The organism is Methylobacterium sp. CM6247, from assembly GCF_054817925.1.
The window spans coordinates 1,865,117-1,890,644 of the sequence record NZ_JBTXKX010000003.1 but is presented as its reverse complement, the minus strand read 5'-3'; the positions used below and the strand labels follow the sequence as shown (position 1 = coordinate 1,890,644).

At 65.3% G+C, this 25,528-nt stretch carries 20 protein-coding genes and 3 pseudogenes; 15 read left to right on the top strand and 8 right to left on the bottom strand.

What is annotated here, in order from left to right; translation table 11 throughout:
• Window positions 1–17 precede the first annotated feature (17 nt).
• The 4 genes from ACYQOP_RS09775 (at window position 18) to ACYQOP_RS09760 (ending at window position 5,142) form a co-directional block, all read left to right on the top strand.
• The gene (locus ACYQOP_RS09775; protein ID WP_461222245.1) at window positions 18–1,607 is read left to right on the top strand and encodes an ABC transporter substrate-binding protein; all 1,590 of its coding nucleotides are present in this window, start codon (window positions 18–20) and stop codon (window positions 1,605–1,607) included.
• A 69-nt stretch (window positions 1,608–1,676) separates the two neighbouring features.
• Window positions 1,677–2,618, top strand: a complete 942-nt coding sequence (locus ACYQOP_RS09770; protein WP_027174151.1) for an ABC transporter permease — start codon at window positions 1,677–1,679, stop codon at window positions 2,616–2,618.
• A 17-nt stretch (window positions 2,619–2,635) separates the two neighbouring features.
• Window positions 2,636–3,514, top strand: coding sequence for an ABC transporter permease (locus ACYQOP_RS09765; RefSeq protein WP_461222244.1), 879 nt, complete (start codon window positions 2,636–2,638; stop codon window positions 3,512–3,514).
• Window positions 3,511–5,142 (top strand): dipeptide ABC transporter ATP-binding protein, encoded by a 1,632-nt coding sequence (locus ACYQOP_RS09760; RefSeq protein ID WP_461222243.1) that lies wholly within the window; start codon window positions 3,511–3,513, stop codon window positions 5,140–5,142. The genes ACYQOP_RS09765 and ACYQOP_RS09760 overlap by 4 nt, the downstream gene beginning before the upstream one ends.
• A 302-nt stretch (window positions 5,143–5,444) precedes the next feature.
• Here ACYQOP_RS09760 and ACYQOP_RS09755 read toward each other — a convergent pair whose 3' ends face one another.
• Both ACYQOP_RS09755 and ACYQOP_RS09750 read right to left on the bottom strand, forming a co-directional pair.
• Complete coding sequence (locus ACYQOP_RS09755; RefSeq protein ID WP_461222242.1) at window positions 5,445–6,920, bottom strand: protein adenylyltransferase SelO; 1,476 nt, start codon at window positions 6,918–6,920, stop codon at window positions 5,445–5,447.
• A 204-nt stretch (window positions 6,921–7,124) separates the two neighbouring features.
• Window positions 7,125–7,289: pseudogene (locus ACYQOP_RS09750) on the bottom strand (integrase); the annotation flags it as partial.
• Here ACYQOP_RS09750 and ACYQOP_RS09745 point away from each other — a divergent pair.
• A pseudogene (locus tag ACYQOP_RS09745) lies at window positions 7,283–7,481 on the top strand (TetR/AcrR family transcriptional regulator); the annotation flags it as partial. The pseudogenes ACYQOP_RS09750 and ACYQOP_RS09745 sit on opposite strands and share 7 nt — an antisense overlap.
• A gap of 622 nt (window positions 7,482–8,103) precedes the next feature.
• Here ACYQOP_RS09745 and ACYQOP_RS09740 read toward each other — a convergent pair.
• The 5 genes from ACYQOP_RS09740 to ACYQOP_RS09720 form a co-directional block, all read right to left on the bottom strand.
• On the bottom strand, window positions 8,104–9,303 hold the full coding sequence (locus tag ACYQOP_RS09740; protein ID WP_461222241.1) for a hydantoinase/carbamoylase family amidase: 1,200 nt from the start codon (window positions 9,301–9,303) through the stop codon (window positions 8,104–8,106).
• Between the two features lie 49 nt (window positions 9,304–9,352).
• Window positions 9,353–10,300, bottom strand: a complete 948-nt coding sequence (locus tag ACYQOP_RS09735) for a PDR/VanB family oxidoreductase (RefSeq protein ID WP_461222240.1) — start codon at window positions 10,298–10,300, stop codon at window positions 9,353–9,355.
• Between the two features lie 3 nt (window positions 10,301–10,303).
• Window positions 10,304–10,873 (bottom strand): MOSC domain-containing protein, encoded by a 570-nt coding sequence (locus ACYQOP_RS09730; protein WP_461222239.1) that lies wholly within the window; start codon window positions 10,871–10,873, stop codon window positions 10,304–10,306.
• Entirely contained in the window at window positions 10,870–11,268 is a 399-nt protein-coding gene (locus ACYQOP_RS09725; RefSeq protein ID WP_461222238.1) for a Rid family detoxifying hydrolase, read from the bottom strand. The genes ACYQOP_RS09730 and ACYQOP_RS09725 overlap by 4 nt, the downstream gene beginning before the upstream one ends.
• 123 nt (window positions 11,269–11,391) lie before the next feature.
• On the bottom strand, window positions 11,392–12,699 hold the full coding sequence (locus ACYQOP_RS09720; protein WP_461225266.1) for an MFS transporter: 1,308 nt from the start codon (window positions 12,697–12,699) through the stop codon (window positions 11,392–11,394).
• Window positions 12,700–12,965: 266 nt separating this feature from the next.
• Here ACYQOP_RS09720 and ACYQOP_RS09715 point away from each other — a divergent pair, with 266 nt between their 5' ends.
• The 7 genes from ACYQOP_RS09715 to ACYQOP_RS09685 all read left to right on the top strand — a co-directional run bounded on the left by ACYQOP_RS09715 (window position 12,966) and on the right by ACYQOP_RS09685 (window position 19,561).
• Complete coding sequence (locus ACYQOP_RS09715) at window positions 12,966–13,574, top strand: helix-turn-helix domain-containing protein (protein ID WP_461222237.1); 609 nt, start codon at window positions 12,966–12,968, stop codon at window positions 13,572–13,574.
• Window positions 13,575–13,652: 78 nt separating this feature from the next.
• Window positions 13,653–14,822: an N-methyl-L-tryptophan oxidase gene (gene solA, locus ACYQOP_RS09710; RefSeq protein WP_461222236.1), complete on the top strand. Its 1,170-nt coding sequence runs from the start codon at window positions 13,653–13,655 to the stop codon at window positions 14,820–14,822.
• 131 nt (window positions 14,823–14,953) lie between these two features.
• A complete protein-coding gene (locus ACYQOP_RS09705; RefSeq protein WP_461222235.1) occupies window positions 14,954–15,784 on the top strand; it encodes a transporter substrate-binding domain-containing protein in 831 nt (276 codons plus the stop codon).
• 40 nt (window positions 15,785–15,824) lie between these two features.
• A complete protein-coding gene (locus ACYQOP_RS09700; protein WP_461222234.1) occupies window positions 15,825–16,571 on the top strand; it encodes an amino acid ABC transporter permease in 747 nt (248 codons plus the stop codon).
• Window positions 16,568–17,419 carry an amino acid ABC transporter permease gene (locus ACYQOP_RS09695; RefSeq protein WP_461222233.1) on the top strand — a complete coding sequence of 284 codons (852 nt, stop codon included), beginning with the start codon at window positions 16,568–16,570 and terminating at the stop codon, window positions 17,417–17,419. The genes ACYQOP_RS09700 and ACYQOP_RS09695 overlap by 4 nt, the downstream gene beginning before the upstream one ends.
• Window positions 17,420–17,461: 42 nt before the next feature.
• A complete protein-coding gene (locus tag ACYQOP_RS09690) occupies window positions 17,462–18,214 on the top strand; it encodes an amino acid ABC transporter ATP-binding protein (RefSeq protein WP_056426272.1) in 753 nt (250 codons plus the stop codon).
• A gap of 216 nt (window positions 18,215–18,430) precedes the next feature.
• Complete coding sequence (locus tag ACYQOP_RS09685; RefSeq protein WP_461222232.1) at window positions 18,431–19,561, top strand: M20 family metallopeptidase; 1,131 nt, start codon at window positions 18,431–18,433, stop codon at window positions 19,559–19,561.
• Between the two features lie 360 nt (window positions 19,562–19,921).
• On the opposite strand, the pseudogene ACYQOP_RS09680 reads toward ACYQOP_RS09685, so the two are convergent.
• A pseudogene (locus ACYQOP_RS09680) lies at window positions 19,922–20,554 on the bottom strand (tyrosine-type recombinase/integrase).
• A gap of 380 nt (window positions 20,555–20,934) precedes the next feature.
• Between ACYQOP_RS09680 and ACYQOP_RS09675 the strand changes: the two are divergent.
• The 3 genes from ACYQOP_RS09675 (at window position 20,935) to ACYQOP_RS09665 (ending at window position 25,508) form a co-directional block, all read left to right on the top strand.
• Window positions 20,935–23,121, top strand: coding sequence for a TonB-dependent siderophore receptor (locus ACYQOP_RS09675; protein ID WP_461222231.1), 2,187 nt, complete (start codon window positions 20,935–20,937; stop codon window positions 23,119–23,121).
• A gap of 69 nt (window positions 23,122–23,190) precedes the next feature.
• Window positions 23,191–24,141, top strand: coding sequence for an alpha/beta hydrolase (locus tag ACYQOP_RS09670; RefSeq protein ID WP_461222230.1), 951 nt, complete (start codon window positions 23,191–23,193; stop codon window positions 24,139–24,141).
• Between the two features lie 1,181 nt (window positions 24,142–25,322).
• The gene (locus ACYQOP_RS09665) at window positions 25,323–25,508 is read left to right on the top strand and encodes a hypothetical protein (RefSeq protein ID WP_461222229.1); all 186 of its coding nucleotides are present in this window, start codon (window positions 25,323–25,325) and stop codon (window positions 25,506–25,508) included.
• The last annotated feature ends 20 nt before the right edge of the window (window positions 25,509–25,528 follow it).

Sequence of the window (25,528 nt, the reverse complement as noted above, 5' to 3'; positions counted from 1 at the left end):
CGTTGGGGAGGAATTCCATGGACAAGGCGTTCAGGACGGGTTTCCGGGTGGCGCTGGCCCTCGCTGCGATGGCGGCCGGAGCGGTCACGACCGAGGTGATGGCGCAGGCCAAGCCCGTCACCATCCGCGCCGTGATGCATTCGGGCCTGCGGATCACCGACCCGATCATCACCACCGCCTACATCGCCCGTAATCACGGCTACATGATCTACGACACGTTGTTCGCCACCGATGCGACCTTCAAGGTCCAGCCGCAGATGGTGAAGGATTACAGCGTCAGCGACGACACGCTGACCTACACCTTCACCTTGCGCGACGGGCTGAAGTTCCACGACGGCACTCCAGTGACGTCGGCCGATTGCATCGCCTCGCTGCAACGCTGGGGCAAGCGCGACAGCATGGGCCAGAAACTCATGGCCTACACCGCCTCCCTCGACGTGGTCGACGACAAGACCTTCACCCTCAAGCTGAAACAGCCCTACGGCCTCGTTCTCACCTCCCTGGGCAAGCCGTCCTCGAACGTGCCGTTCATCATGCCCAAGCGCATCGCCGAAACACCGGCGGACAAGAACGTGCCGGAGGAGATCGGCTCCGGCCCGTTTCGCTTCGTCAAGGCCGAGTTCCAGCCCGGTTTGAAGGTGGTCTACGAAAAGAACCCGGATTACGTGCCGCGCAGCGAGGCGCCGAGCTGGACCTCCGGCGCGAAGGTGGTGAAGGTCGACCGGGTCGAGTGGCTCAACATCCCCGATTATCAGACTGCCGTGAACGCCCTCATCAACGGCGAGATCGATTACATCGAGCAGCCGCCACATGACTTCCTGCCTATCCTGAAGGCAGGGGCGGGTGTGCAGATCATCAACTACAATACGCTCGGTGTCTCTGGAATGCTCCGGATGAACTGGGTCAACCCGCCCTTCGACAACGAGAAGATCCGCCAGGCCGTGCTGCTAGCCGTCAACCAGCAGGATTACCTCGACGCCCAGATCGGCGACCCGGACTACATGGTGCCGTGTCTCGCAATGTTCGTCTGCAACACGCCCAACGCCACCGATGCCGGTGCGCCCAAGACTGATCTCGCCCGCGCCAAGCAACTGCTGAAGGAGGGCGGCTATGACGGGAAGCCCATTGTCGTGATGCAGCCGACGGACCTCGCCATCGCCGCGCCGCTGGGGCCGGTGACCGCCCAGGCGCTGCGCAAGATCGGCATGAACGTCGATCTGCAATCGATGGATTGGCAGACCCTTGTGGGACGCCGTGCCAAGCAGGATCCGGTGGACCAGGGCGGCTGGAACATTTTTCACACGACCTGGGTCAACGCCGACATGCTGAACCCGGTGAGCAATGTCGGCGTCAACGCGCGCGGCCGCAACGGCGGCTTCTTCGGCTGGGCGGAGGATGCCGAGATCGAGAAGATGCGCGACGCCTACGCTTTGGAGATCGATCCGGCCAAGCAGGTCGCCATTGCCAAGATGGTGCAGGAGCGGGCCTACGCGGTCGGGATGTACTACCCGACCGGCCAGTTCATCAGCCCGCTGGCAGCCGGCCCCAAGCTCAAGGGCATCCTCGAAGCCCCCGCGCCGGTGTTCTGGAACATCGAGAAGAAGTGACGTTCGCACGGCCTCCCCTCCCCCGCGGGTGGGGGAACCGCACCTCGATCCGAGAACCCGGAGATCTGAATGGGTCGCTTTCTCGCCGGACGCCTCGCCGCCACGCTTCCCGTCATGGGCGTGGTGGCGGTCATCGTTTTCCTACTGCTGCGGCTGGCGCCGGGTGATCCCGCCGCCATCCTCGCGGGGGATGCCGCGAGCCCCGACCAGATCGCTGCGATCCGGGCGCGGCTCGGCCTGGACCAGCCGATCCTGACCCAGTTCCTGTCCTGGATCGGCCGTCTGCTTCACGGCGATCTCGGCGCGTCGATCATATCAAACCAGCCCGTCGCAAAGCTCATTCTGGAGCGGATCGAGCCGACGCTGGCGCTGGCCACCACCACCATCGTCTTCGCCGTCCTCGTGGCAGTCCCCCTCGGGGTGCTGGCGGCGTGGTGGCACGGCACCTGGGTCGACCGGGCGGTGATGGCGGTCTCGGTGCTCGGCTTCTCGGTGCCGGTCTTCGTCCTCGGCTATCTCCTCATCTTCGGCTTCGCCATGCAGCTGCGGCTCCTGCCGGTGCAGGGCTATGTCAGCATCACCGAAGGCGTCTGGCCGTTCCTGTCGCGGCTGATCCTGCCGACGCTCACGCTCTCGGTGATCTACATTGCCCTCATCGCCAGGACCACGCGCTCCAGCGTGCTGGAGGTTCTGGGCGAGGACTACATCCGCACCGCCCGCGCCAAGGGCATTGGGGAGACGCAGGTGCTGTGGCGCCATGCCCTGCGCAACGCGGCGGTGCCGGTGATCTCGGTGATCGGGTTGGGCATCGCGCTCCTCATCAGCGGCGTCGTCGTCACCGAAAGCGTCTTCAACCTGCCCGGCCTCGGCCGCCTCACCGTCGATTCGGTGCTTGCCCGCGACTATCCGGTCATCCAGGGCGTGATCCTGCTGTTCTCCGCCCTCTACGTGGTGGTCAATCTCGCCATCGACCTGTCCTACCTGCTGTTCGATCCGAGGATACGCTATTGAGCGGCGAGGATCGGACAATGCCCTCCCCCATCCCCTCCCCCCTTGCCGCGCGGTTCGCATCGCTGCCACCGGCCCTGCGCCATCCGGGCGTGCTTTTCGGGCTCGCCGTCCTGCTGGTCGTCGGGCTCGCGGCGCTAGCAGCACCCATCCTCTGGACCGGCGACCCGATCCTGCTGCGGCCCCGCCTGCGCCTAAAACCACCTTCGAGCGTGGCCTGGCTCGGCACCGACGCATTCGGGCGCGACGTCTGGACCCGTGTCGTTTACGGCGCCCAGGTGTCGCTCACCATCGGCTTCTCGGTGGCCGCCGCCGCCGTACTCATCGGCCTGTTCATCGGGCTCGTGGCGGGCTACCTGCGCCGCCTCGACGCGGTGGTGATGCGGATCATGGACGGCATCATGGCGATCCCGTCGATCCTTCTGGCCATTGCCATGGTGACTCTGTCGGGAGCCGGCATCAGCACGGTGATCGTCGCCATCGCCATTCCCGAGATCCCGAGGGTGGCGCGCCTCGTGCGCAGCGTCGTCCTGTCGGTGCGCTCGGAGCCCTATGTCGAGGCCGCCATCGGTGCCGGCACCCGTCTGCCGATGCTACTGATCCGCCACGTCCTGCCCAACACCATCGCGCCGCTGATCGTCCAGGGCACCTATGTCTGCGCTTCGGCGATTCTGACCGAGGCGATCCTCAGTTTCCTCGGCGCCGGCATTCCCACCGAGATCCCGAGCTGGGGCAACATCATGGCTGAGGGGCGCCAATCCTTCCAGATCGCGCCCTGGGTGATCCTGTTCCCCGGCCTCTGCGTTGCCGCCACGGTGCTCGCCGTCAACATCATCGGCGACGGCCTACGCGACGCCCTCGACCCGCGCACCGCGCGCCGCTTCGGAGCCTTGCGATGACGGGAGCCTCGGCGAGCCTGGAACCTGTCCTATGCATTACCGGCCTCACCGTTCCGCTGCCGCGGGGCGCCGACCGGACCAACGCCATCGAGGGCCTGTCGCTCAGCGTCGGTACGAACGAGATCGTCTGCGTCGTCGGCGAATCCGGCTCGGGCAAATCCGTCACCGCGAGCGCGGTGATGGGGCTCCTGCCGCCGAACCTGTCGCCGTCCGCCGGGCAGATCCTGTTGCAGGGCGAGGATGTGCTGAAGGTCGGCTCCGCGCGCCTGCGCGCCCTGCGCGGCAGCCGCATGGCCATGGTGTTCCAGGAGCCGATGACAGCACTGAACCCTGTGCTGAACGTCGGCGACCAGATCGCCGAGATGCTGGAAGCGCATTCCGGCCGGGGCGGCCGCGAAGCGCGGCGTCGCCGCGTCCTCGACCTTCTCGGTGATGTCCACCTGCCCGATCCGCCGAGCCTCGCGAAGGCCTACCCGCACCAGCTGTCCGGTGGCCAGCGCCAGCGGGTGATGATCGCCATGGCGCTCGCCAACGACCCGGCCCTGATCATCGCCGACGAGCCGACCACTGCGCTCGACGTGACCACCCAGGCGCAAATCCTTAAGCTGCTGAAGGAACTCCAGGCCCGCCGCAACGCCGGCATCCTGTTCATCACCCACGATTTCGGTGTGGTCTCCCAGATCGCCGACCGGGTGGTGGTGATGCAGAAGGGGCGTCTCGTGGAGGAGGGCAGCGTCGAGGATGTGCTGACCAAGCCTCGCGACCCCTATACCCGCATGCTCATCGCGGCGGTTCCTCGGGCCGAGCCGCCGCCTCCCCGGCCACGCAGGCAGCCTTCGGCGCCGATCCTCGCCGTGCGTGACCTCACCAAGACCTATGGCGGACGCGGTCTTTTCGGTGGCGGTCGCGCGGTGACGGCCCTGGACGGTGTCAGCCTCGCGCTGCAACCGGGGGAAACCCTCGGCATCGTGGGAGAGTCGGGCTCGGGCAAATCAACTTTGGCGCGATGCGTCGCCCGCTTCGTCGATCCGTCCGCCGGTCATATCCGTATCGGTGGCGACGACATCGCCCTGTTGCCGACGCGGGAACTTCGCCCCTATCGGCGTCGCGTCCAGATGGTGTTCCAAGATCCCTACCGCTCGCTCAATCCACGCCGGACGGTGGGGCAGTCGATCATTGAGGGGCCGATGAACTACGGTCTGTCGAAAGAGGCAGCTTGGGCGCGCGCGACGCGCCTCCTCGATCTCGTACATCTCGATACCGGCGCGCTCGACCGCTATCCGCACGAATTCTCCGGCGGCCAGCGCCAGCGCATCGCCATTGCGCGGGCGTTGGCCATGGAACCCGATGTGCTCATCGCGGATGAGGCCGTATCGGCCTTGGACGTCTCGGTGCAGCGCCAAGTACTGGAATTGCTGGAGGATATCCGCGAGCGTCTCAACCTCTCGATCCTTTTCATCACGCACGACCTGCGCGTGGCTGCACGCCTCTGCGACCGCCTCGTGGTCATGCTCGGCGGACGGATCGTCGAGGAAGGGGCGACCGCCGCACTTTTCGCCAACCCGCGCCAAGCCTATACGCAGGCACTGTTCGCAGCGGCTCCCAAGCTTCGTCTTGCCCAGGAGTGATCGAACATGTCCTCCCTGAGAATTCAGCTGCGCCATCACAGCTCAGATGAAGATTCCCCAGGGTACAAAGAGGAAGTTTGCTACGGCGCCTAGTTCGTGCCGGAGAGCAAGAGGAGTGGCTCGTCGTCGACACGGCGAGGGACACAACGGACTTGACCGTTCTCCACGTATACGTTTGAGGCGCCGCCCATCGCCATGGACGCGCTGGGGCACCGGATGCCGCCAAGGATGCCACGGAAACCGGTTTCCGAACCATGAGGCCGAATGACGATCTCCAGTGACGCGGACGCCGACGCGCGCGTTCACGTGCCGCAGAATGTCCGGTAGGCCGCCCCGCCGCCCTCGGGCGCCTCGGCATAGCGGGCGTGGGCGGGCTGGTCGTCGTAGGGCCGCGACAGCACCGCCAATAGCTCCTCGAACGGGCCGAAGTCGCCTTGCTCGACCGCCACCGCGATCATCGCTTCGACGTGGTGGTTGCGCGGGATGAAGGCCGGGTTGATGGTGCGCATCGCTGACGCCGTCGCCGCGGGGGTCCGTCCCTCTTCATCCAACAGCTTCCGCCAGCGTACGGCCCAGGCGTCGTACTCGGTCGGGTCGACGAACAGGTCGCGCACCCCGGCGTCCGCCTCCGGCCGCTCGGCCGCGTCGCACAGGCGGCGGAAGGTCAGAGTAAAATCCGCCCGGTTCTCCGCCATCCGCGCCAGCAAGTCGTCCGCGAGCGCGACGGCTCCGTCCCGATCCGCGGACAGCCCGAGCTTGTGCGCCAGGCCATCGTGATACGCTTTCTCGAAGCGCGGGCCGAACCCGGCAAGCACCGCCTCGGCCGCTTCGACCGCCGCCGCCGCGTCCTCGGCCAGCAGCGGCAAGTGGGCCTCGGCCAGACGGGTGAGGTTCCAAAGGGCGATCCCGGGCTGCTGGCCGTAGGCGTAGCGCCCGTGCGCGTCGATCGAGCTGAAGCTCGTGCGCGGATCGTAGGCGTCGAGGAAGGCGCAGGGACCGTAGTCGATCGTCTCGCCGGCCACCGACATGTTGTCGGTGTTCATCACCCCGTGGACGAAGCCGACCAGCAGCCAGCCCGCCACGAGCTCGGCTTGGCGGGCCACGACGCCGTCGAGCAGCGCTCGGTAGGGATGTTCCGCGGAGGATGCCTCGGGATAGTGCCGGACGAGAGCATGATCGGCGAGCGCCCGCACCGCCTCCGTGTCGCCCCGGGCGGCGAAGTATTGGAAGGTGCCAACTCTGATGTGGCTAGCCGCCACGCGAGCGAGCACCGCCCCGGGCAGCCGGGTCTCACGCATGACCAACTCGCCGGTGGCAACCGCCGCCAGCGCCCGTGTGGTGGGGATGCCGAGCGCGGCCATGGCCTCGCTCACAAGATACTCGCGCAGCACCGGCCCAAGCGCCGCCCGGCCGTCGCCACGGCGGGAGAACGGGGTCGGGCCCGCGCCCTTGAGCTGGATGTCACGGCGCTGCCCGTCACGGTCGACGACCTCGCCGAGCAGAACGGCGCGCCCGTCACCGAGCTGCGGCACGAAGTTGCCGAACTGGTGCCCGGCGTAAGCCGTCGCGATCGGCTCGGCGCCTTCAGGGACGCTGTTCCCCGCGAGCATCCCCACCCCAGCGGGTCCGGCGAGCCAATCCGGGTCCATGCCGAGGTTCGCCGCCAGCGCGCGGTTCAAACGGATCAGGCGCGGGGCTGCGACAGGTGTCGGGGCGTGGCGGACGAAGAAGCGGTCCGGTAAGCGGACGTAGCTGTTGTCGAAAGGGATCTTGGTCATAGTCGAGAGCTATGAGCGATCGCGCCGGCGGACAAGCGCCTTCCGGGAACCCGGTGGGTCAGTATGCGCGAGAAGGCGCGTGTCCGCGTCGCCTCCTCTACTTCACGGCCAATGCCAGCATGGTCGAGCGACAGTCATGGGCTTTATCCGGCCACGCGGCTTCGGAGGCCCTCTCCGCATTGCCGTCGAGGTGGCTCGCTCTCTGATTTCGGTTCCTTCTACTAGAGCGAACGCGTCTTCGACGTCCATATCAAGGTAGCGTACCGTACTTTCGATCTTCGAATGCCCGAGCAGAATCTGCACCGCGCGCAGGTTGCCAGTTCCCTTGTCGATCAACGATGCCTCTGTTCGGCGTAGCGAGGGAACTCCTCGTGCGCTTCGTCCAGGCAAAGGCCGACGGCGATCTGCCAGAGGTCGCGGATACTCTGGCGCTGGCGCGATTTGCTGTCGACGGTGGCCTCCGCCATGGGCGTCATCGCGTCGTCCGAGGCTAATCGCGAGGCCCTGCGAGAGGTGGCGCGCGTCTCGCTCGGCCCCTTCGCCAGGAGCGGTAGGGACTGAACGCTCGGACAATCAGGGCTGCAGGCAGGCGCCGTCGCGCTCAGACCAAACCGCCGTTGGCCCGTAGAATCGGGCCGTTCACCCAACCGCCGTCCGGTCCGACCAAAAACGCGATAGCGGCGGCGATGTCGCCGGGTTCGCTCGGGCGACCGAGCGGGATCATTCTCGTCCCTTGTACAATCTGCTCCTTGGTTCGCCGCTGAGGAACAGTTCGATCGCCTCCAGCCCCGGGTCTGTCGCGTTGGCCGCGACTCTCCTCGGGTCTGGCTCGTTGGCAAGGGCATGCGTCATCGCTGAGAGCACTCACCTGCCCCCGTCGAGTGGCTGCGATTGGAGCGTTGCGCCCCCCTTGTGGCCCGAGCCACCGTCTGTTTCTTGTGTTTTGCTCTCCGAGACCGGACAGGCGGAAAACCACCCTGTTCGGTCGTGGAGTGGACGGGCGGATCTCGACCCAAACATGACGTGCCGAGGGATTCGGCCGACGCTCGAATGCGGAATCTTACCGCGGCATTCCGTTGGTGTGGGTCGGTCCCATCGCCGACATCCTAGGTCGTGTTCATTGCAAATCGCGACGGATTCGCGGCTGAAGCGTTGATAGGGGCTCCGGAAACATGTGCCCGAACTATCTGGACAACACCCGCGCCGCCACTCCGAGCGCGCGCACGCCAAAGGCGAGATCTGCATCGCTGGTATCCTCTGTCCAGTGATGGCTGATGCCGCCGACCGACGGGACGAACAGCATGGCGGCCGGCAGGATACGGGCGATGTTCTGGGCGTCGTGGCCGGCGCCTGAGGGCATCACCTGCCAACGGCCGGGGCAGACCTGCTCGGCAGCCTCCGAGAGGGCCCGCATCAGGTTCGGATCACACCGGGCGGGGATCGCCTTCGACAAGGGTATGAGCGTGGCAGTGCAGCGCTCACGCCGGTTCGACTCTTGCACCAGTGCTTCGAGACAAGCTTCCATTCGCTCCAGCACCGGGACCGACACGTCGCGGAACTGGAAGGCCACCTCTGCGCGGCCCGGAATGATGCTGTAGCCGCCGGGATCGAGCGTGATCCGCCCTGTCGTCCAGGTGCTACGCGGGCCGCAGACCTTCGGAAATTCCCGATCGATGGCCGCGAGCAGGCGTACCGCGGAGAGTCCCGCATCCCTGCGCTCGGCCATGGTGGTGCCTCCGGCATGGTCCTGCTTGCCTTCGAAGACGATCTGAGACTGCCAGATCGCCACGATGCCGCTGACGACACCGAGATGCAGACCTGCGGACTCGAGTTGCGTGCCCTGCTCGATATGCAGTTCCAGAAAGCCCTGGTAGCGCGCGGGATCCAACTGCATCCGAGGTTTTTCGGCCAGTCCGGCCGATTCGAGCGCCACGCGCAGGGGGGTGCCGTCGGTGCGGTTGCGGGCGGCGTCGATCTCGGCCTCGGTCAGGTCACCGATCGCCGAGCGGCTACCCAGGAAGCCGCCGGAAAAGTGTCCCTCCTCATCTGCGAAGGCGACGACGTCGACGGGAAGCCCGGCCCGGGCCAGCGCCAGTCCGGCGACGACGCCGAGCGCCCCGTCGAGCCAGCCGGCCTCGTTCTGGGTCTCAATGTGGCTGCCGATCAGGAGGTGGGGCCCCGGGCCACGATGCCGCCCAAGCACGTTGCCGATGCCGTCGATCGACGCCTCGAGACCGCAAGCCTCGATCCGGCCCATCAGCCAGCGACGCGCCTGCATATCTTCAGGCGAAAAGGTCGGCCGGTGGACGCCGGTGCGGAACCGCCCGATCTCGCGCAAGGCGTACAGGTCGTGGAGGAAGGTGTCGGTCTCGATTTCGGTCATGCTGGGTCCAGGCGGTTGATCGCGTTCGGTAGTCACCCCCCACCCTCTTTCAGAGTTCGAGGGTCACGCTGCCCTGAGCGCGCGAGACGCATGGCGTCATCCGGTCCCGGCGTTTCCCGACCGAGAGCACGGCATCGCGATGGATCACTGTGCCATCGTGATAGCCGCACTCGCAGGCGCCGCAGACTCCGAGTTCGCATGAGGAGGGTTGGGAGAAGCCGTGCTCCCGCAGGACGTCGAGGAGCGAACGGTTCGCAGCTACGTGGAGCTGGGCGCCTGTGGATGCGATGCGAACTTCGAACGGCTCGGGTTTGAAGGTTTCGTCCGACAGTGGGGCGAAATGCTCGACATGGACCTGCTCCGGTGGCCAGCCCTGCGAGTCGAGGGCAGCTTGGACGGAGTCTGTGAGACGCTGCGGGCCACAGGCATAGACATGCGTGTCCACCTTGACGTCGCCGAGACGCATCGGATCGAAGCGTCGACCTTCATCGGCGAACCAACCCTGAAGTCGGTCACCGCAGATCGCGCGGACGTCCGCGAGGAGAGGCGCATGGGTGGCCGACGACGCACAGAAATGGAGCACGAAGTCCGCTCCTTCCGCCGCAAGCGTGCGTGCCATAGCGAGGAGCGGCGTCACGCCGATGCCGCCCGCCACAAGGATGTGCCGACGTGCGGCGGGTGCGAGGGGGAAGTTGTTGCGGGGCGCTGAGACATCGACGACCGCGCCGACGGTGAGGTTGCCGTGCACCCAAGTCGAACCCCCGCGTCCCGCCTCCTCGCGCTTGATCGCGATCTCGTATCGCGTACGATCTGCAGGGTCGCCGCAAAGCGAGTACTGGCGCACGCGTCCATCCGGCAGCCGAAGATCGAGATGGGCGCCGGCTGTCCAGGATGGAAGCTCCGGCCGCCGCGGATGAACCAGGGCGAGATGAAGGACGTCGGGCGTTGTCGCCATAGCCGCCGCGACCTGCATCTTCATGACGAGGCGTGCGCTCACGACCTAGTCCACCATCTCGATCGTATCACCGACCCGGATGATTCCGCCGCGCTCGATCCCGCAATTCAGGCCCGAGCGGTTGTAGAGAGGCAGGTAGACCGGTTGGCCCAGGAGTTCCTCTAGGTACTTGCAAGGAAAGTTGAGCCGTCCGCCGCGCAGGATCACCTCGCCGACGCGAAATCGACGCCCCACGAGGTGGTTCAGTGGGACGCCCCGAACCGTGAGATTGCGGCGGTGGTCGATCGGCGCGATGTGCAGAGGACCGCTTTGGAGCGGCGGGTCGTTGCGGTTGATCGCATCCAGCGCCTCCTGCTCGATCAGGGTCACCTCGCGGGTGTCGGGCTTGGGCGAATAAGTGCCGGAACCGAGAAAGTAGCGGTCCCCCTCGATGCCGCGTCCGGCGACACACCGGGCCTCGGTGCGTTCTTCCATCTCGTAGCTCGCCGCCGAGGCCGTATGGATGTTGAGCAGGCTGCCCCGCCAGCCCACTGCGCCTCCCGGAACGCCGACCGCTATCGAACCGGCCGGATGTGCGAACGCCTCGACCATGCGGGGTGCTGTTACGTCCGTCATCGCGTGGCCTCCGACTGTGTCGCGAGAGCGATGGCTTCGATCTCGACCATGGCGTCGCGGGGCAGCCGGGCGACCTCGATCGTCGATCGCGCCGGGGCATCACCGGGGAAATGCTCCGCATAGACGGCATTCATGGCGGCGAAGTCGTTCATGTCCTTGAGGAACACGGTCGTCTTGGCGACCGTCGCCAGGCTCGCGCCACCCGCCTCAAGGACCGCCGCGAGATTGGCGAGCGAGGCCTTGGTCTGCGCCGCAATCCCGTCGGGAAATGCGCCGGTCTCCGGGTCGATCGGGAGTTGCCCCGAGGCGAAGACGAGATCGCCGACACGGGTTGCCTGCGCATAGGGTCCGGCGGCCGGTGCGGCCTTGTCCGTCTCGATGATGGTTCGGTTCATTCGTGTTCCTCGGTGTGAACGGGGCTGTCGGGATCAATCTACGATACTAGAAAAATATCCACTGTGAAGGATCGGCGGCATCGAAGTTCCCAATCATGCGCCGAGCTCGGGCGGTCCAGCGGCTCAGTCGATCTGTCGTCGAGCGGTTTCGGGCGACAGGAACGCAGCGGCCAGCGTCACGCAGGCCAGCACGATCAGGTAGACCGAGATCGGCCATGTCGCGCCGCTGCTCCAGGTCAACAGGGCGGCGGCGATGAGCGGCGTGAAGCCTCCGCTCAGGGCTGCTCCGACCTGGAATCCGAGCGAGGCGCCGCTGTAGCGCAGGCGCGCATCGAACAGCTCCGACATCCAGGCCGCGCCCGTCCCGAACATGATGCCCTGGCCGAAGCTTAGGGCCACCGCGACGGTCAGCGTGATGACGGTCGGATCGCGGGTGTCGAGAAGCTGGAACAGCGGGAAGGCAAAAACGATGGAGAACAGGCAGGCGACGACGAATAGGGTGCGTCGGCCATAGCGGTCCGAGAGCCATCCGAAGACGGGAATCGTGAAGAGCTCGATGATTGCTGCAATCAGGATGCCGTTGAGGATGACGCTTCGTGGCAATCCGAGCTGCCCCGTCACGTAGGAGATCGAGAACACCGTGACGATGCTGACATAGGCGATCTCCGACACCTTCAGGCCGACAGCCTTCAGGAAAGTGCGGGGATGCTCCGTGAGGATCTCGACGACCGGGATCTTGGCCACGGCAGCGCGCTGCTTCACGCGCTGGAACGAGGGTGTCTCGTGCAGGCGAAGCCGGATGAAGAGCCCGACACCGACGAGGAAGGCGCTCGCCAGGAACGGTAGCCGCCAGCCCCAGGCCAGGAACTCGGCCTCGGGCATCAGCCCGGCCAAAGCGAAGGCTCCAATGGAGAGAATGACGCCCAAAGGATAGCCGAGCTGGACGATGCTTCCGAAGAAGCCCCGCCGATGGGCCGGTACGCTCTCGACCACCATCAGGACCGCGCCGCCCCACTCCCCACCGATACCGATGCCCTGAACCAGTCGCAGGGTGACGAGCAGGATCGGTGCCCAGACGCCGATCTGGGAATAAGTCGGAAGGCAGCCGATCAGGAATGTGCCGAGGCCCATGATCATGATCGTCAGGGAGAGCATGCCCTTTCGACCGATCTTGTCGCCGAAATGGCCGAAGACGATGCCGCCCAGGGGGCGTGCCAGGAATCCGACAGCGTAGGAACCGAAGGCGGCTATCGTCCCGACGACGGGGTCGATGCTCGGAAAGAAGAGCTTGTTGAACACCAGGGCACTGGCGGTGCCGTAGATCAGGAAGTCGTACCATTCGACTGTCGTGCCGATCACGCTCGACCAGACAATCTGTCGTCGGTCCGCGAGCGAGACCTCATGCCGGTCGAGACCGCCTTCGGTCTCCATCACAATCGCCGTACTCGCCATGGCCTTCGACCCTCCACCGAACTGGAGAAAATTCCACTTATGTGGAGGCAATCGCCGTGCCAGATGCGGCAGCGATCGTTTGGCGCGCCCCGGGCGCGCACGACGGCGCCCGGCCGTGCGGCGAAAGCCGGGACGTCGCGGGATGGGGCGCGTGCAAACGTCAGGACGATCCCCTATTCAGGGGCGAAGCTGACCCGCACGGCCCTACTTGCCGGTCTACCGGGAGGATGGGAGTGGATGACGGCATGTCGGTGAGGGAGATGGTTGCCCCGGCGCAGACAGCGGCCGAAACGAGTTCCCAGGCCTACGTGTCCGAGGAGATCCGTCGCCGCCGCAGGGAACTCCACCTGTCCCTAGAGGCGCTGGCGACGCGCTCCGGCGTGAGCCGCTCGATGATCTCGAAGATCGAGCGCGCCGAGGCGGTGCCCTCGACCGCTGTACTCTCCCGCCTGGCGGAGGCGCTCGGCGTGACCTTCTCGCGCTTGATGGCCCCGGCGACCGAACTCGAAGTCCTGCTGATCCCGGCGCGTCGCCAACCCATCCTTCGGGACGAAGAATCGGGCTTCCTGCGTCGCTGCCTGTCGCCGGTCCTACCGGGCCGAGGCATCGATCTGGTGCTGAACACCTTGCCGCCCGGTGGCAGCACGGGCGAATTCACGGCCCATCGCCCTGGCGTCTCGGAATACATCTACATCCTGCGCGGCCGCCTGCGCGCCGTGATCGGCGACCGGACCGTCGTCGCGGAGACGGGGGACAGCCTGTACTTCGAAGCCGATGCCGGGCACGCGTTCACGAATCTCGGCACGGACCCGTGCGAGTATATCCTGGTGATCGATCCGTCCCGCGCTCGGTAGCGATCTTCCCTCGGAAGCTCGGGGTTTCGCATGCGTTGCAGAAGATCGGCTTGAGAACGAACCGGAGCGCATCCTGCGATGGAAGACCGTTTTGACATCGCCGTCGTCGGCCTTGGCGCCATGGGAAGCGCGGCCCTCTATCAACTGGGGCTGCAGGGCGCGAAAGCGGTTGGCCTCGATCGCTTTGCCCCGCCACACATTCTGGGGTCGAGCCACGGAGAGAGCCGCATCACCCGGCAGGCCGTCGGGGAGGGCCGCGACTACGTCCCCTTCGTCCTGGCTTCGCACCGGATCTGGCGAACCCTGGAGGCGGAGACCGGCGAGACGCTACTGACGGCATGCGGCGCCTTGGTGATGGGGCCGGGCAGCGGTGACACCTCCCATCACGGCAAGCCGGATTTCGTCGGGCGTTCGATCGATGCCGCACGGGCCTTCGCGATCCCGCACGAGGTCCTCGACGGAGGCGATGTCGCGCGCCGCTTCCCGCAATTCCTGAATCTCGGCGGCGACGAGAGGGCCTATTACGAGCCTGGCGGCGGCTACGTGCGCCCCGAGCGCTGTATCGCTGCACAGCTGCGCCGGGCCGGCGAGCTCGGCGCCGACATCCGCACCGGGACGACGGTGCTGTCGATCCAACAGGGGCTGGGCGGGGTCCGCATCGAGACCGAAAACGGCGTCGTCCTGGCCGATCAGGTGGTGGTCTCGGCCGGGGCCTGGACCGCGCCTCTTCTCGGCGCGCCGTTCACGGAGCTGCTCACGGTCAGCCGCCAACTCCTGCACTGGTACGCCCTCGACGACGCCTCGGCCTACGGCTCGGAGTCGCCGGTCTTCATCTGGATGCACGGTTCCGGCGACATGGACTACCTCTACGGCTTCCCGCCCCTGCCGGGAGAGGTCCAGGTCAAGGTCGCCACCGAACAATACGAGACCGCCACGCGGGCCGAGGCCTTTGACCGCATCGTGAGCTCCAAGGAATCCGCCGTCATGTACCGGCACCACGTGTCGGGCCGGCTCGCCGGCGCGACGGGGCGAGTGTCCAAGGCCGCCGCCTGCCTCTACACCGTGACCCCCGACCGCGGCTTCATCATCGACCGCCATCCACAGATGAACCGGGTTCTCGTCGTCTCGGCCTGTTCGGGGCACGGCTTCAAGCACTCTGCCGGGATCGGCGAGGCCGTGGCGAACGAGATGGTGCAGACCAGCGGGCGGATCGATCTCGCACCGTATTCGCTCGGACGGTTCGGCTGAGCCCCCCAGTGATGGCCTGCCGATTGCTTGACCCGTTCGGACCGGACAAGGCAATCTGCTCCAAGAGGGATCGTCGGGTCTCGGTTTTGATTTCCGGTCGATCGGCATGAACCAAGCAGGGATGTGGTGCGATGCGTAAGCTGACTAGGGCGTTCCTCGGCTGCGGCCTGCTCGCCGCCACCGCATTGCTCCCTGCCTCCTTGGCCTCGGCTGCGGATGGGATCGAGGCGATCAAACAGCGCGGGACGCTCATCGTCGGCGTGAAGGCGGATTACCGTCCCTTCGGCTTTCGCGATCCGAGCGGAGCGATCATCGGAATGGAACCGGACCTTGCCGCCGACGTCGCCAAGCGCCTCGGCGTGAAGCTCGAACTCGTGCCGGTGGTCTCCTCCAACCGGATCGAGTTCCTGCAGCAGGGCAAGGTCGACCTCCTCATCGCCACGATCTCGGACAAGCCGGAGCGCCGCCGCGTGGTGCAGGCTATCGACCCGCAATATTATTCCGACTTCGTCAACGTGATGCTGCCCAAGAAGGCCAATATCACCGACTGGGCGCAGCTGAAGGGCAAGCCCCTCTGCGCCACCTCCGGCGCCTGGTACAACAAGGACGTGGCCCGCACCTACGGTGTCGAAATCGTCGCCTTCGATGGCTCGGAGAAGCCGCTCTTCGCCCTCAAGCAGGGCAACTGCCTCGGCTACGTCTACGATCAGAGCATGCTGCAGGGGAAGCTCCTCGACGCCGACTGGAAGGCGGATTACGCCCTGCCGCTGAAGGGTATCCTCGACGCCCCCTGGATGATGGCGGTGGCGCCCGGCAACGGCTCCCTCCAAACCATGATGGAAGCTACGACCAAGGACTGGATGAAGTCCGGCTTCATCGTCGAATCAGAGAAGAAGTGGGGCATCGAGCCGACGGAATACTCGAAGGCGATGCACGAGAAGTACAAGAACGCGACCAACTGAGCCGCGCCGGGCCGAATGCCCCGCCGTCTTGAGGAACACGATGGACGCCGTCCCAAACAAGTTCCGGACCTTTTACGACACGACGGGCTTCAACTTCACGGTCTTCTACGACCCCTATGATTGGGACCGCTACGTCAACGGCCTGAAGACGACGCTGCTGCTGGCGGTGACGACGATCCTGGCGAGCCTCGTCATCGGCGCAGTCGGGGCACTCCTCCAGGGCGGCCCGTCGCGGCTCCTGCGCGGATTCGTCAACGGCTTCGTCGTGGTGTTCCGCAACACGCCGCCCCTGGTGCAGATCTTCTTCTTCTACTTCGGGCTGGGCACCCTGCTGCCGGCCACCCAAACCGCAGACGGGTTGCGCGTGCCGATCCTCGACAACGTGCAATGGGCCATCGTCTCGCTGTCCCTGTTCGCCGGCGCCTTCAACGTCGAAATCTTCCGCTCCGGAATCGAAGCGGTGCCGCGCACCACCATCGAGGCGGCCGAGGCCCTCGGCTATACCCGCCTGAAGGCCTACCTCTACATCGTGCTGCCGCTCGCGCTCCGCGTCTGCCTGCCGGCCCTCAACAACAACCTCATCAACCTGCTCAAGACCACCACCCTGGCCTACGCCATCGCGGTGCCCGAGACGCTCTATGCGGTGAAGCAGATCTGGTCGGAATCGCAGAACGTGCTTGAGATGATGATCGTGCTGCTCGTCACTTACGCGGTCCTGGTCGGTGTCCTCGTCTGGATCATGCATCGCTGGGAGCGGGCCTTGCGGATCCCGGGCTTCAGCCGGTGAGGGCGCCGGAGCCGCCTGCAAGCGACCTGCCGGTCCTGCTGCCGTTCCGGGTCTCGCGTACGCGGACCCGGTTCACCCTCCGCCCGGCTCAAGGGTGGCTTCTCGGGGCGTGGCTCGCCGGCCTCGTCCTCGTGGTGCCGGCCTTCGCGCAAGGGCCGGACGCCGTGCTGTCGCCGCTTCAGGTCGTTCTGCGCTGGGCGCCGCTTCTGCTGACGGGCTTTGCCTTCAACGTCGCGATCTCGCTTGTGGCGATGCTCCTCGGCACGGGGGCGGGTCTCGGGCTGGGGCTCGCCCTAGTGAGCGAGGGGCCGGTCCTGCGACGCATCGCCTGGGGCGTGACACAGCTCTTCCGCAACGTGCCCTGGCTGGTACTGCTGTTCTTTATGATGTTTCTCGTGCCGTTTCAGGTCACGGTGTTCGGCCTGCGCGTGCCGCTGCCCGACTGGGTCAAGGCGACGGTGGGGTTCGCGCTGCCGGTTATGGCCAACGTCGCCGAGATCGTACGCGGCGCCGTGAGCTCGGTGCCGGCCACACAGTGGGAGGCGGCCGAATCCCTGGCTTTCACCCGGCGCCAGACCCTGTTCCGCATCATCCTGCCCCAATGCCTCAAGCGGATGCTGCCACCGTGGATGAACGTCTACGCTCTGATCGCCATGGCAACGGTGCAGGCCTCCATCGTCGGTGTCACCGAGATGCTGACATTGACGGCGCAGGTTCACGCCGCCGAAGGCGGGCGGCCCGAGCTGTTCGCCCCCCTCTACGGCTTCGCCCTGCTTTGCTTCTTCCTATACTGCTACCCGATCGACCGGCTGACCGCGCGCCTGGAGCGGCGCTTCGAGACAGCGTGAGGCCCGGGTGTCCGATGGTGCGTTTCTGATGGTGCTTTTCTGATGGTGGGTGTCTCCTCCTCCGGCCCACCGATCGTGCAGCTGCTCGACGTGCACAAGTCCTTCGGTGAGGTGGAGGTCCTCAAGGGGATCAGCTTCGACGTGCGCCGGGGCGAGGTCGTCTGCATCATCGGCCCGTCGGGATCGGGCAAGTCGACGCTGATCCGCTGCATCAACGCCCTCGTTCCGGTCACGTCCGGCACCATCCGGGTCGACGGGATCGAAGTGGTCGACCCGAAGCTCGACAAGCTGGCCTTGCGACGCAAAGTCGGCATGGTGTTCCAGCAGTACAACCTGTTCCCGCACAAGACGGCGTTGGAGAACGTCATGATGGCGCCGATCCACGTGCTGGGCCAGGACAGACGCGAGGTCGAGGTCCGGGCACGCGCTCTCCTTGCCAAGGTGCGTCTCGCCGGCAAGGAAGCGGCTTATCCCGGCGAGATGTCCGGCGGGCAGCAGCAACGCGTGGCCATCGCCCGCTCGCTCGCGATGCGGCCGGACGTGATGCTGTTCGACGAGGTCACAGCTGCACTCGACCCCGAGACGGTCAAGGAGGTTCTCGTCACCATTCGCGAATTGGCAGAGGAGGGCATGACCTGCCTTCTCGTCACCCACGAGATGAACTTCGCGCGCGAGGTCGCCGGCCACGTCTACTTCACCGATCGCGGTGTCATCGTCGAGCACGGGCCGCCCGAGACTTTGTTCTCGTCCGCCGTCGATCCGCGCACGCGACAGTTTCTGTCCCAGGTTCTGTAGGAACCGATTCAAGTCAATTCAGACGAGCTGCGAGTATCGCCCAATTACCTGCTCGGAAACGGGCCAGCTACTTGCGACTCTTGCTGGTCGCCCGACCGGCCTTGGGTCCTACCCGATAGCGGTCATTCTTGATGAAGACGCAGGATCTTCATCGTCTAACCTGGGTACATCGAACTTGCGGCCGGCAACGACGCGAAACTTCATGTGGAAGCACCAATGCCCCTGAACGGTCTCGAACTCTCGAAGCAGCTCATCCGGTTCCGATCGATCAATCCTCCAGGCGATGAGAAGGAATGTTCCGAGTTCATTGCCCGGCTGCTGACCGAACACGGGTTCGACGTTGCCAGCTACGAATTTGCCAAGGACCGACCAACACTGGTCGCGCGCATCCCTGGGACGGCCGGTGGCAAGCCGCTCTGCTTCACTGGGCACATCGACGTCGTGCCACTTGGGTCGAACGAGTGGCAATTCCCACCCTTCGAAGGGGTCGTGCAAGATGGCCGGTTGTACGGCCGCGGTTCCAGCGACATGAAGGCCGGCGTAGCGGCGTTCATCGCGGCTGCATGCAACCTGATCGGGGACGGGCTTAGCTTCCACCGCGGTGTCACGCTCGTGATCACCGCCGGAGAAGAGACGGGATGTGAAGGCGCATTCCATGTCGGCCGTGAGAAAGTCCTCGGGCCAGCCGAACTCCTGATAGTGGCCGAGCCGACGTCTAATGCCCCCATATTCGCCCATAAGGGCTCTCTCCGCGTCATCGTAACCGCGCGCGGGAGGACAGCGCATTCCTCAATGCCGCATGAGGGCGAAAACGCCATCAGCAAGGCGGCGGAGTGGATCCGGAGACTTGAGGGCCACGAGTTCGGCGCCCGCCACCCACTGCTCGGCAGCGCCACGGCCTGCGTCACCACCATCCGCGGCGGAGAAAACATCAACTCCGTCCCTGACTTCGTCGAGTTCACCGTGGATATCCGGACCCTGCCGGAGCAGAAGCACGAAACGCTGATCGCCGAACTCAGCCGCCTGTTCGGACCGGAGGCTGAGATCCGGGTTGTCACAAGCTTCCCTGGGTTCGCTACCGAGCCGGACGATCCGTCCGCCGCCCTGCTCCTGACGCTGCTGCGCGAGCGGACTGGGGCGTCGGCGGAACCAGCTGGGGCACCCTACTTCACCGATGCGTCGGCTCTTGTGCCGGCCTTCGACGGAGTCGCCACGGTGATCGTAGGACCCGGCGAGCCGGCGCAGTGCCATAAGACGGACGAGTACTGCCTCGTCGACCGGATCGAGGAGGCGCAGGCCATCTACAGGGCCTTGATGCTCCGCATGTGCTGCGACCGCGCGGGATGAGGCGCATTGGCCGACGCCGCTGCCGCCGTCCGGCAGGCCTGACGTCAGCGCTTGCGCGGTTGCTTCACACTGCGCCTAAGAGCCAGCCCAGGTCCGTTCCGAAAATACCGCTGCAAGCCAGCGAATAACTGGGTCGGGCGCAACTCCATCGAACAGCTTGGCCTAGGTGAAAGTCCGGTCTTGTGGCTACGGCCTCTAAAAGCGGATGGGCAAAAATCCACCCGGGGCGGAAAGGCTGGATTGGTTCGAGAACGCCTATATCTGGGACGGCATCATGTCGGGGTAAACGACGGCTTCAGATGCGCCGCATTCCTGGAGCCTGCATGGCCTCCTCAACATTGCCGCTGAGGAGGCCGGGATTCAGATTTCGGTCGCTTCTGCCAGAGCGAGCGCGTCTTCAACGTCCACGCCGAGGTAGCGTACCGTGCTCTCGATTTTCGTATGCCCAAGCAGAATCTGCACAGCGCGTAAGTTGCCGGTTCGCTTGTAGATCAATGCCGCCTTTGTACGGCGTAGAGAATGTGTGCCGTAGTCCTCGCGCCGTAGCCCTATGCCCGTCACCCATTCATCGACCAAGCGGGCGTACTACCGGGTGCTTATGTGCGCCTCGTGGTCGATCCGGCTGGGAAAGGCGTAATCGTCAAGCCCGCCCCCTCGGCACCCCAACCAAGTCAGAATGCGGGTACGTGCTGGTTCAAGCAGTTCGAACTGCACGGGCGCCCCCGTCTTTCGCTGAACGACGATGACGCGCGCCCGCACATGCCCGCCACTGACAAGCTCGCCGATCTTCAATTTGACGATGTCACAACCGCGCAACTTGCTGTCGATGGTGAGGTCGAACATGGCCCGGTCGCGTACGCGCCGCTCTCCATCAAGCCAGAAACGGATGGCCCAAACCTGTTGTGGTTTGAGCGCGCGTTTGGCGCCGAGCTTGCGTCCTGCGTTCCACGGTCGGCGGCTCTTGAAGGCTGGGTCGTGCTCTGAATGTCCCATCTCTCATCTCCCAACCGGCCCATGCCGGCAGAGAGAGAAGGGGTGCTGCGAACGTAGCCTGCGCATTACCGGTCAGACGTTCGGGATGTGTGCAACGCAGCTGCCAGGCTTGAAATGCAGCCCTGCTGCGTCCGACACGACTACGCCGTTTGAGCCAGTTGCCCCACCGTCCAGAGGCGGACATTCGATCTTTCGCGCAGGTGGAAACGTAGAGGTTGTGAAAGCGCTCTTGCCATCGCAGCCATGCATCAACTTAGAATTACTTCAGATTTGAAGTGCTCTAAGTGTGTGCTTTCTATCACGTTTTCGCCTTGCCTCGCAACGCAACAAAAGCAATGGAACGGTCACTGCGCCGCTTGAGGCGCCTACCAGCGTGCTCCATGTCCCATCGCCCCCCGCTCTTCGCTCTGCTTCTTGCCACGACCGCCCTCACGGGACCTGTGACGGCACAGGAAGTGAGCGTGCAGCTCAACCAATTGACGGTCGAGGGTACGGCACCTGCGCCCGTGCTGGGGGGCGGGGCCAATCTCAGCGGTGGGGATGGCGGTACGGCGGCGACCAGTGGCGGCGGGGGTGGCCCTTCCGGGGTGACCGGTTACACCGCCCGCATCAGCCCCACGGCGACCAAGACTAACACGCCGCTGCTCGAGACGCCCCAATCGGTCACGGTGCTCACCCGCGAGGCGCTCAACGACCGCAACGTCCAGACCCTCAACGAGGCCATCGGCTACGTGGCCGGCGTCTCCTCGAACGTCTTCGGCTTCGATCCCCGCTTCGATTCGTTCTTTGTGCGCGGCTTCAGTCTGACCTATGACGGCATCTTCCGCGACGGCCTGCGCCAGGTGGCGTCGGGTCTGACGGTGCCCCGCATCGAGCCCTACGGTATCGAGGCGGCAACGATCCTGCGCGGACCGGCCTCCGGACTCTACGGCCTCGGCTCGCCCGGCGGCATCCTCGATGTCACCACGAAGCGGCCGGTCTTCACGCCCTTCGGCGAGGTCCAGTTGCAGGTCGGTAACTACGACCTCTACCAGGGCAATTTCGATATCGGTGGCCCGGTCGAAGGCACGGGTGGCACGCTCGCCTACCGCGTCACGGGCATCAAGCGGCAGTCCGACACCTTCATCCCCGGTGGCTCAGATGATCGGGGCTATATCGCGCCGTCGTTTACCTGGAAGCCCTCGGCCGACACGACCTTCACGTTCCTGAGCGAGTACCAGGAAACCAAGCTTCCGGGCTCGACGACGTTCTTCAACCAGAACCTGCGACCGACCCGCATCTATTCGGGCGATCCGGCCTTCAACGACTTCAAACAGCAGCAGGGCCGCGTCGGCTACGCGTTCGAGCACCGCTTCGATCCGGATCTGGTCTTCCGGCAGAACTTCCGCTTCTACGACATCAGCAACGACTATCGCTACGCGTCGATCGCCATGCTCAGCCCCGACGGCCTGAGCGCGAGCCGGTCGACCGGATACTCCCGGCAGTTCCTCAGCCAGTTCACCCTCGACAACCAGATCGAGGCACATGTCACCACCGGGCCGGTCCAGCACACGCTAGTGGCGGGGCTCGACTACGCGCATTCCGACTTCAACTACCGCTTCGGCTTCGGCGCGGCCCCCGATCTCAACCTCGTCACGCGCAATTACGGTCAGCAGCCGATCCTGGCGCCGGTGCTGGGGCCCCGCACCGCGCAGAGCCAGGATCAGGTCGGGCTGTACCTGCAGGAGCAGGCCAAATTCGACCGCTTCGTGATCACACTGACTGGCCGCTACGACTGGGTGTCCCAGAACACGACCACAGCCGCCGCAACCGAGCAGAACGACCAGGCCTTCACCGGCCGCATCGGCCTCAACTATCTCCTGGCCCCCGGGCTGGTGCCCTATGCCAGCTACGCGACCACCTTCGCGCCGCAGCTGGGCGTCGATGTCGCCGGGCGCGCCTTCAAGCCGGCGACCGGCGATCAGATCGAGGCGGGCATCAAGTACCTGATTCCGGGCACGAACATCCAGGCGGGATTTGCCGGCTTCGACATCGTCCAGAGCAGCGTGCTGCGCACGGACCCGAACAACGTCGCCTTCCAGGTGGCGACGGGCGCCGTCGAGTCGCGAGGCTTCGAGATGCAGGCGATCGCCAATTTCGCGCCCGGCACCAACCTGACCCTTGCCTACACCCATCTCGACCTGCGCTATCTCAGCCAGACCTCGTTCGCGGGCCAGTCCCTGGACGGCAACGCGCTCTCCGGCATTCCGGGAGATACGTTCACCGGCTTTCTGACCTACCTGTTCCCGCCGGGCTCGGCTTTGCGCGGACTGACGCTCGGAGGCGGCCTCCGCTTCAACGCCAACAGCTTCGCCAATGACGAGAACACGGTCCGTAACCCGACCGTGACGCTGTTCGATGTGCTGCTCGCCTACGATTTTGCCGCCCTCGATCCCAAGTATAAGGGCTTCCGTGCGCAGGTGAACGCTAACAATGTCCTCGACCGCGACTACTTCACCTGCCAAGCCGGCTTCTGCTATCGGGGCGCACCGGCCACTGTCATCGGCAGCCTGATCTACCGGTGGTGACGTGATCTTCCGTGACGCCGTTGCAGGATCTATGTGAATGATGATCGAGACTTGCCAGGACCATGTCCGGTGACGACGCTCGTCTCGCGACGTGCCCTTGCGGGCCTTCTGGCGGCAGCCTCGCTGACGCTTGAGCAGCGTTCGGTGATGGCAGCCGCCGGCCCGGACGAGCCCGCACGGCTCGCCGGCGCGGTCAGCTTCGATCTCGGGGGCGACAAAGGGCAGGCCCCGTGGCGGATCACGCTTTACATCCCACCCGGCGAGCCGCCGGCCGCCGGCTGGCCCGTCCTGTATCTCCTCGACGGTAACGCGGTGACGGCCACTGCGATCGATATCGAGCGCGTGCAGGCCCCCTATCCGGATGCAACCGGGATCGGGTCTCGATTCGTCATTGTGGGGGTCGGATACCCAGGCGACGAGGCCTATGACAGCCGGCGCCGCTCCTGGGATTACACGCCTCCGCCGGGCCGGTCCTACCCGACGTCCACGCCCGACGAGCCGGTGCTGAGGACGGGGGGCGCCGAGGGGTTCCTGCGTTTCGTCGTCGATGACCTCAAGCCCGTGATCGCGCAGCGCTGTCGAATCGACCCGTCACGGCAGGGCTTGTTCGGACATTCCTTCGGCGGGCTCTTCGTCCTCTACGCTTTGGCCCATATGCCCACACTGTTCTCGCACTGGGTCGCGGCGAGCCCATCCATCTATTGGGAGGATCTCGTCTTGCTGAAGAGCATCGAGCGCCTCGAAGCTGGTCCCTCCGTCCGCGTCCGCACGCTTCTCCTCGCGGGGACTTTCGAAGAAGAACTCGCCCCGTTTCAGCGCGAGGCGCCCGATCGCGAGGCACGCCTCGACCGCTTGAAGTCAGCGCGGACGGTCGAGCTTACCCGTGCCATGGCAGACCGGCTTAGTCAGATCCCTGGATTAACAAGCCAGTTCCGGCTGATTTCCGGACGAACGCACATGACCGTTTTGCCCGATGCCGTGAACGAGGCCGTCTCCTTCGTTATGCAACGAGATGGATAGGCCGGTGATAAGGAAAGCCGCCTTACACAGACGGTGGCCCCATCGCGAGTTGACTGGCTACAAAGCCGTCGATCGCTCTCGCTCGTTCGAATATCTGCCTTCCTTATTCGGCGCTTTGTAAGCAGTCCGTGTGAAAGCCGTTCCACCAAGCCATTCATCATCGCTGCTGTGCGCCAGGTCGAGAACAAAGGGTCGGCCCGGCCGCAACGTCCGAGCTGGGTCGTGATCGAGCGTGGTGGCAACGTCCGCTTCGCTGCATTCTCACTCGGAAGCTGACTAGAGGGTTCCCACCCATCTCGGGCGTTCAGGGCGGATACAATCCGTCAGACATTGACCACTAGCAGGCTACTGGCCAAGGCGACGGGATGAGGGGAAAGCCCGGGGCCGGGGCCCACCTCCTGAAACGGAGAGGCCGCCGAAGGTGACACCCCCCCCTCGAAGGCGCCGGTCGCCGCCAAAACAGCCGACATCATCCATGACAAGATCCAAATCAGACTTCTTCAGCGGCCTGCTAGATAGCCGACGCTCAGACGCAGGCGAACCGGATGGGCACTTCCATGTCCCAGGCGGCGCGCGGCACCTCGCGGCTTTTCTAGGCTGGGAAGCGGCTCGGCGACACGACGAAGAACGTTAGTTCCTTCACCTGCGCCATTACAGAAGCCGCCGCGTCGGCTGCCGCTGCCGCATGTTTCGGCACCAGGTCTCCGTGCCCACCGGCGGGCGGAGGTGGTGGCGATGCGTCTCCGCCGACGACTCCTCTACTCGCGAGCCGGGTTGCTCCGACGATCCTCCCGCCAGCGTCTTCCCCCTCACCGGCCCCTACGTCCCAGAACGATACCTTCACCGCCGGTACCCAGCAGAACGCCGCGCGTATGGCGAGCTTGCTTCAGGCCGCACGTGTCGCCTCTGCGTAGTTTGGGCAGGAGGCATCGAACACTGCCACGAAGCTCCGTGAAGCGAGTGGGGCCGCAAATGACCTTGGAGGCACCGCCAGCGGCATCAAAAATCTGGCGACTAACCCTGTCACCCTAACTGCCAATGCCTCTATATTCGCCTCCCTGCGAAAAGAGGTTGCCCGACTGGGCACGGCCCTGGCCTCCACCGCGGACCGCGGAACCTATCGGGCGCAGCTCACCAGCCTCAATGCCTCGCTTGTCCAGCTTCAGGGCGACTATCGGAAGGTGATCGCGCTCGGCATCTTCATGCTGGTCGCGGCACCGAACATCATTGGCGTCGGCGTGCCGAAATGGACACGGTTCCGGATCGTGCTGGCCTGGGCAAATGCGGTCGGCGTCGTTGCGGGATTGGTCGCTTTGTCGCCCGACCTACATTGGGTGGCTGAAGGACTTCGACCGGTGCTTTGCTAAGAAGCGGCCTGCCAGCGACC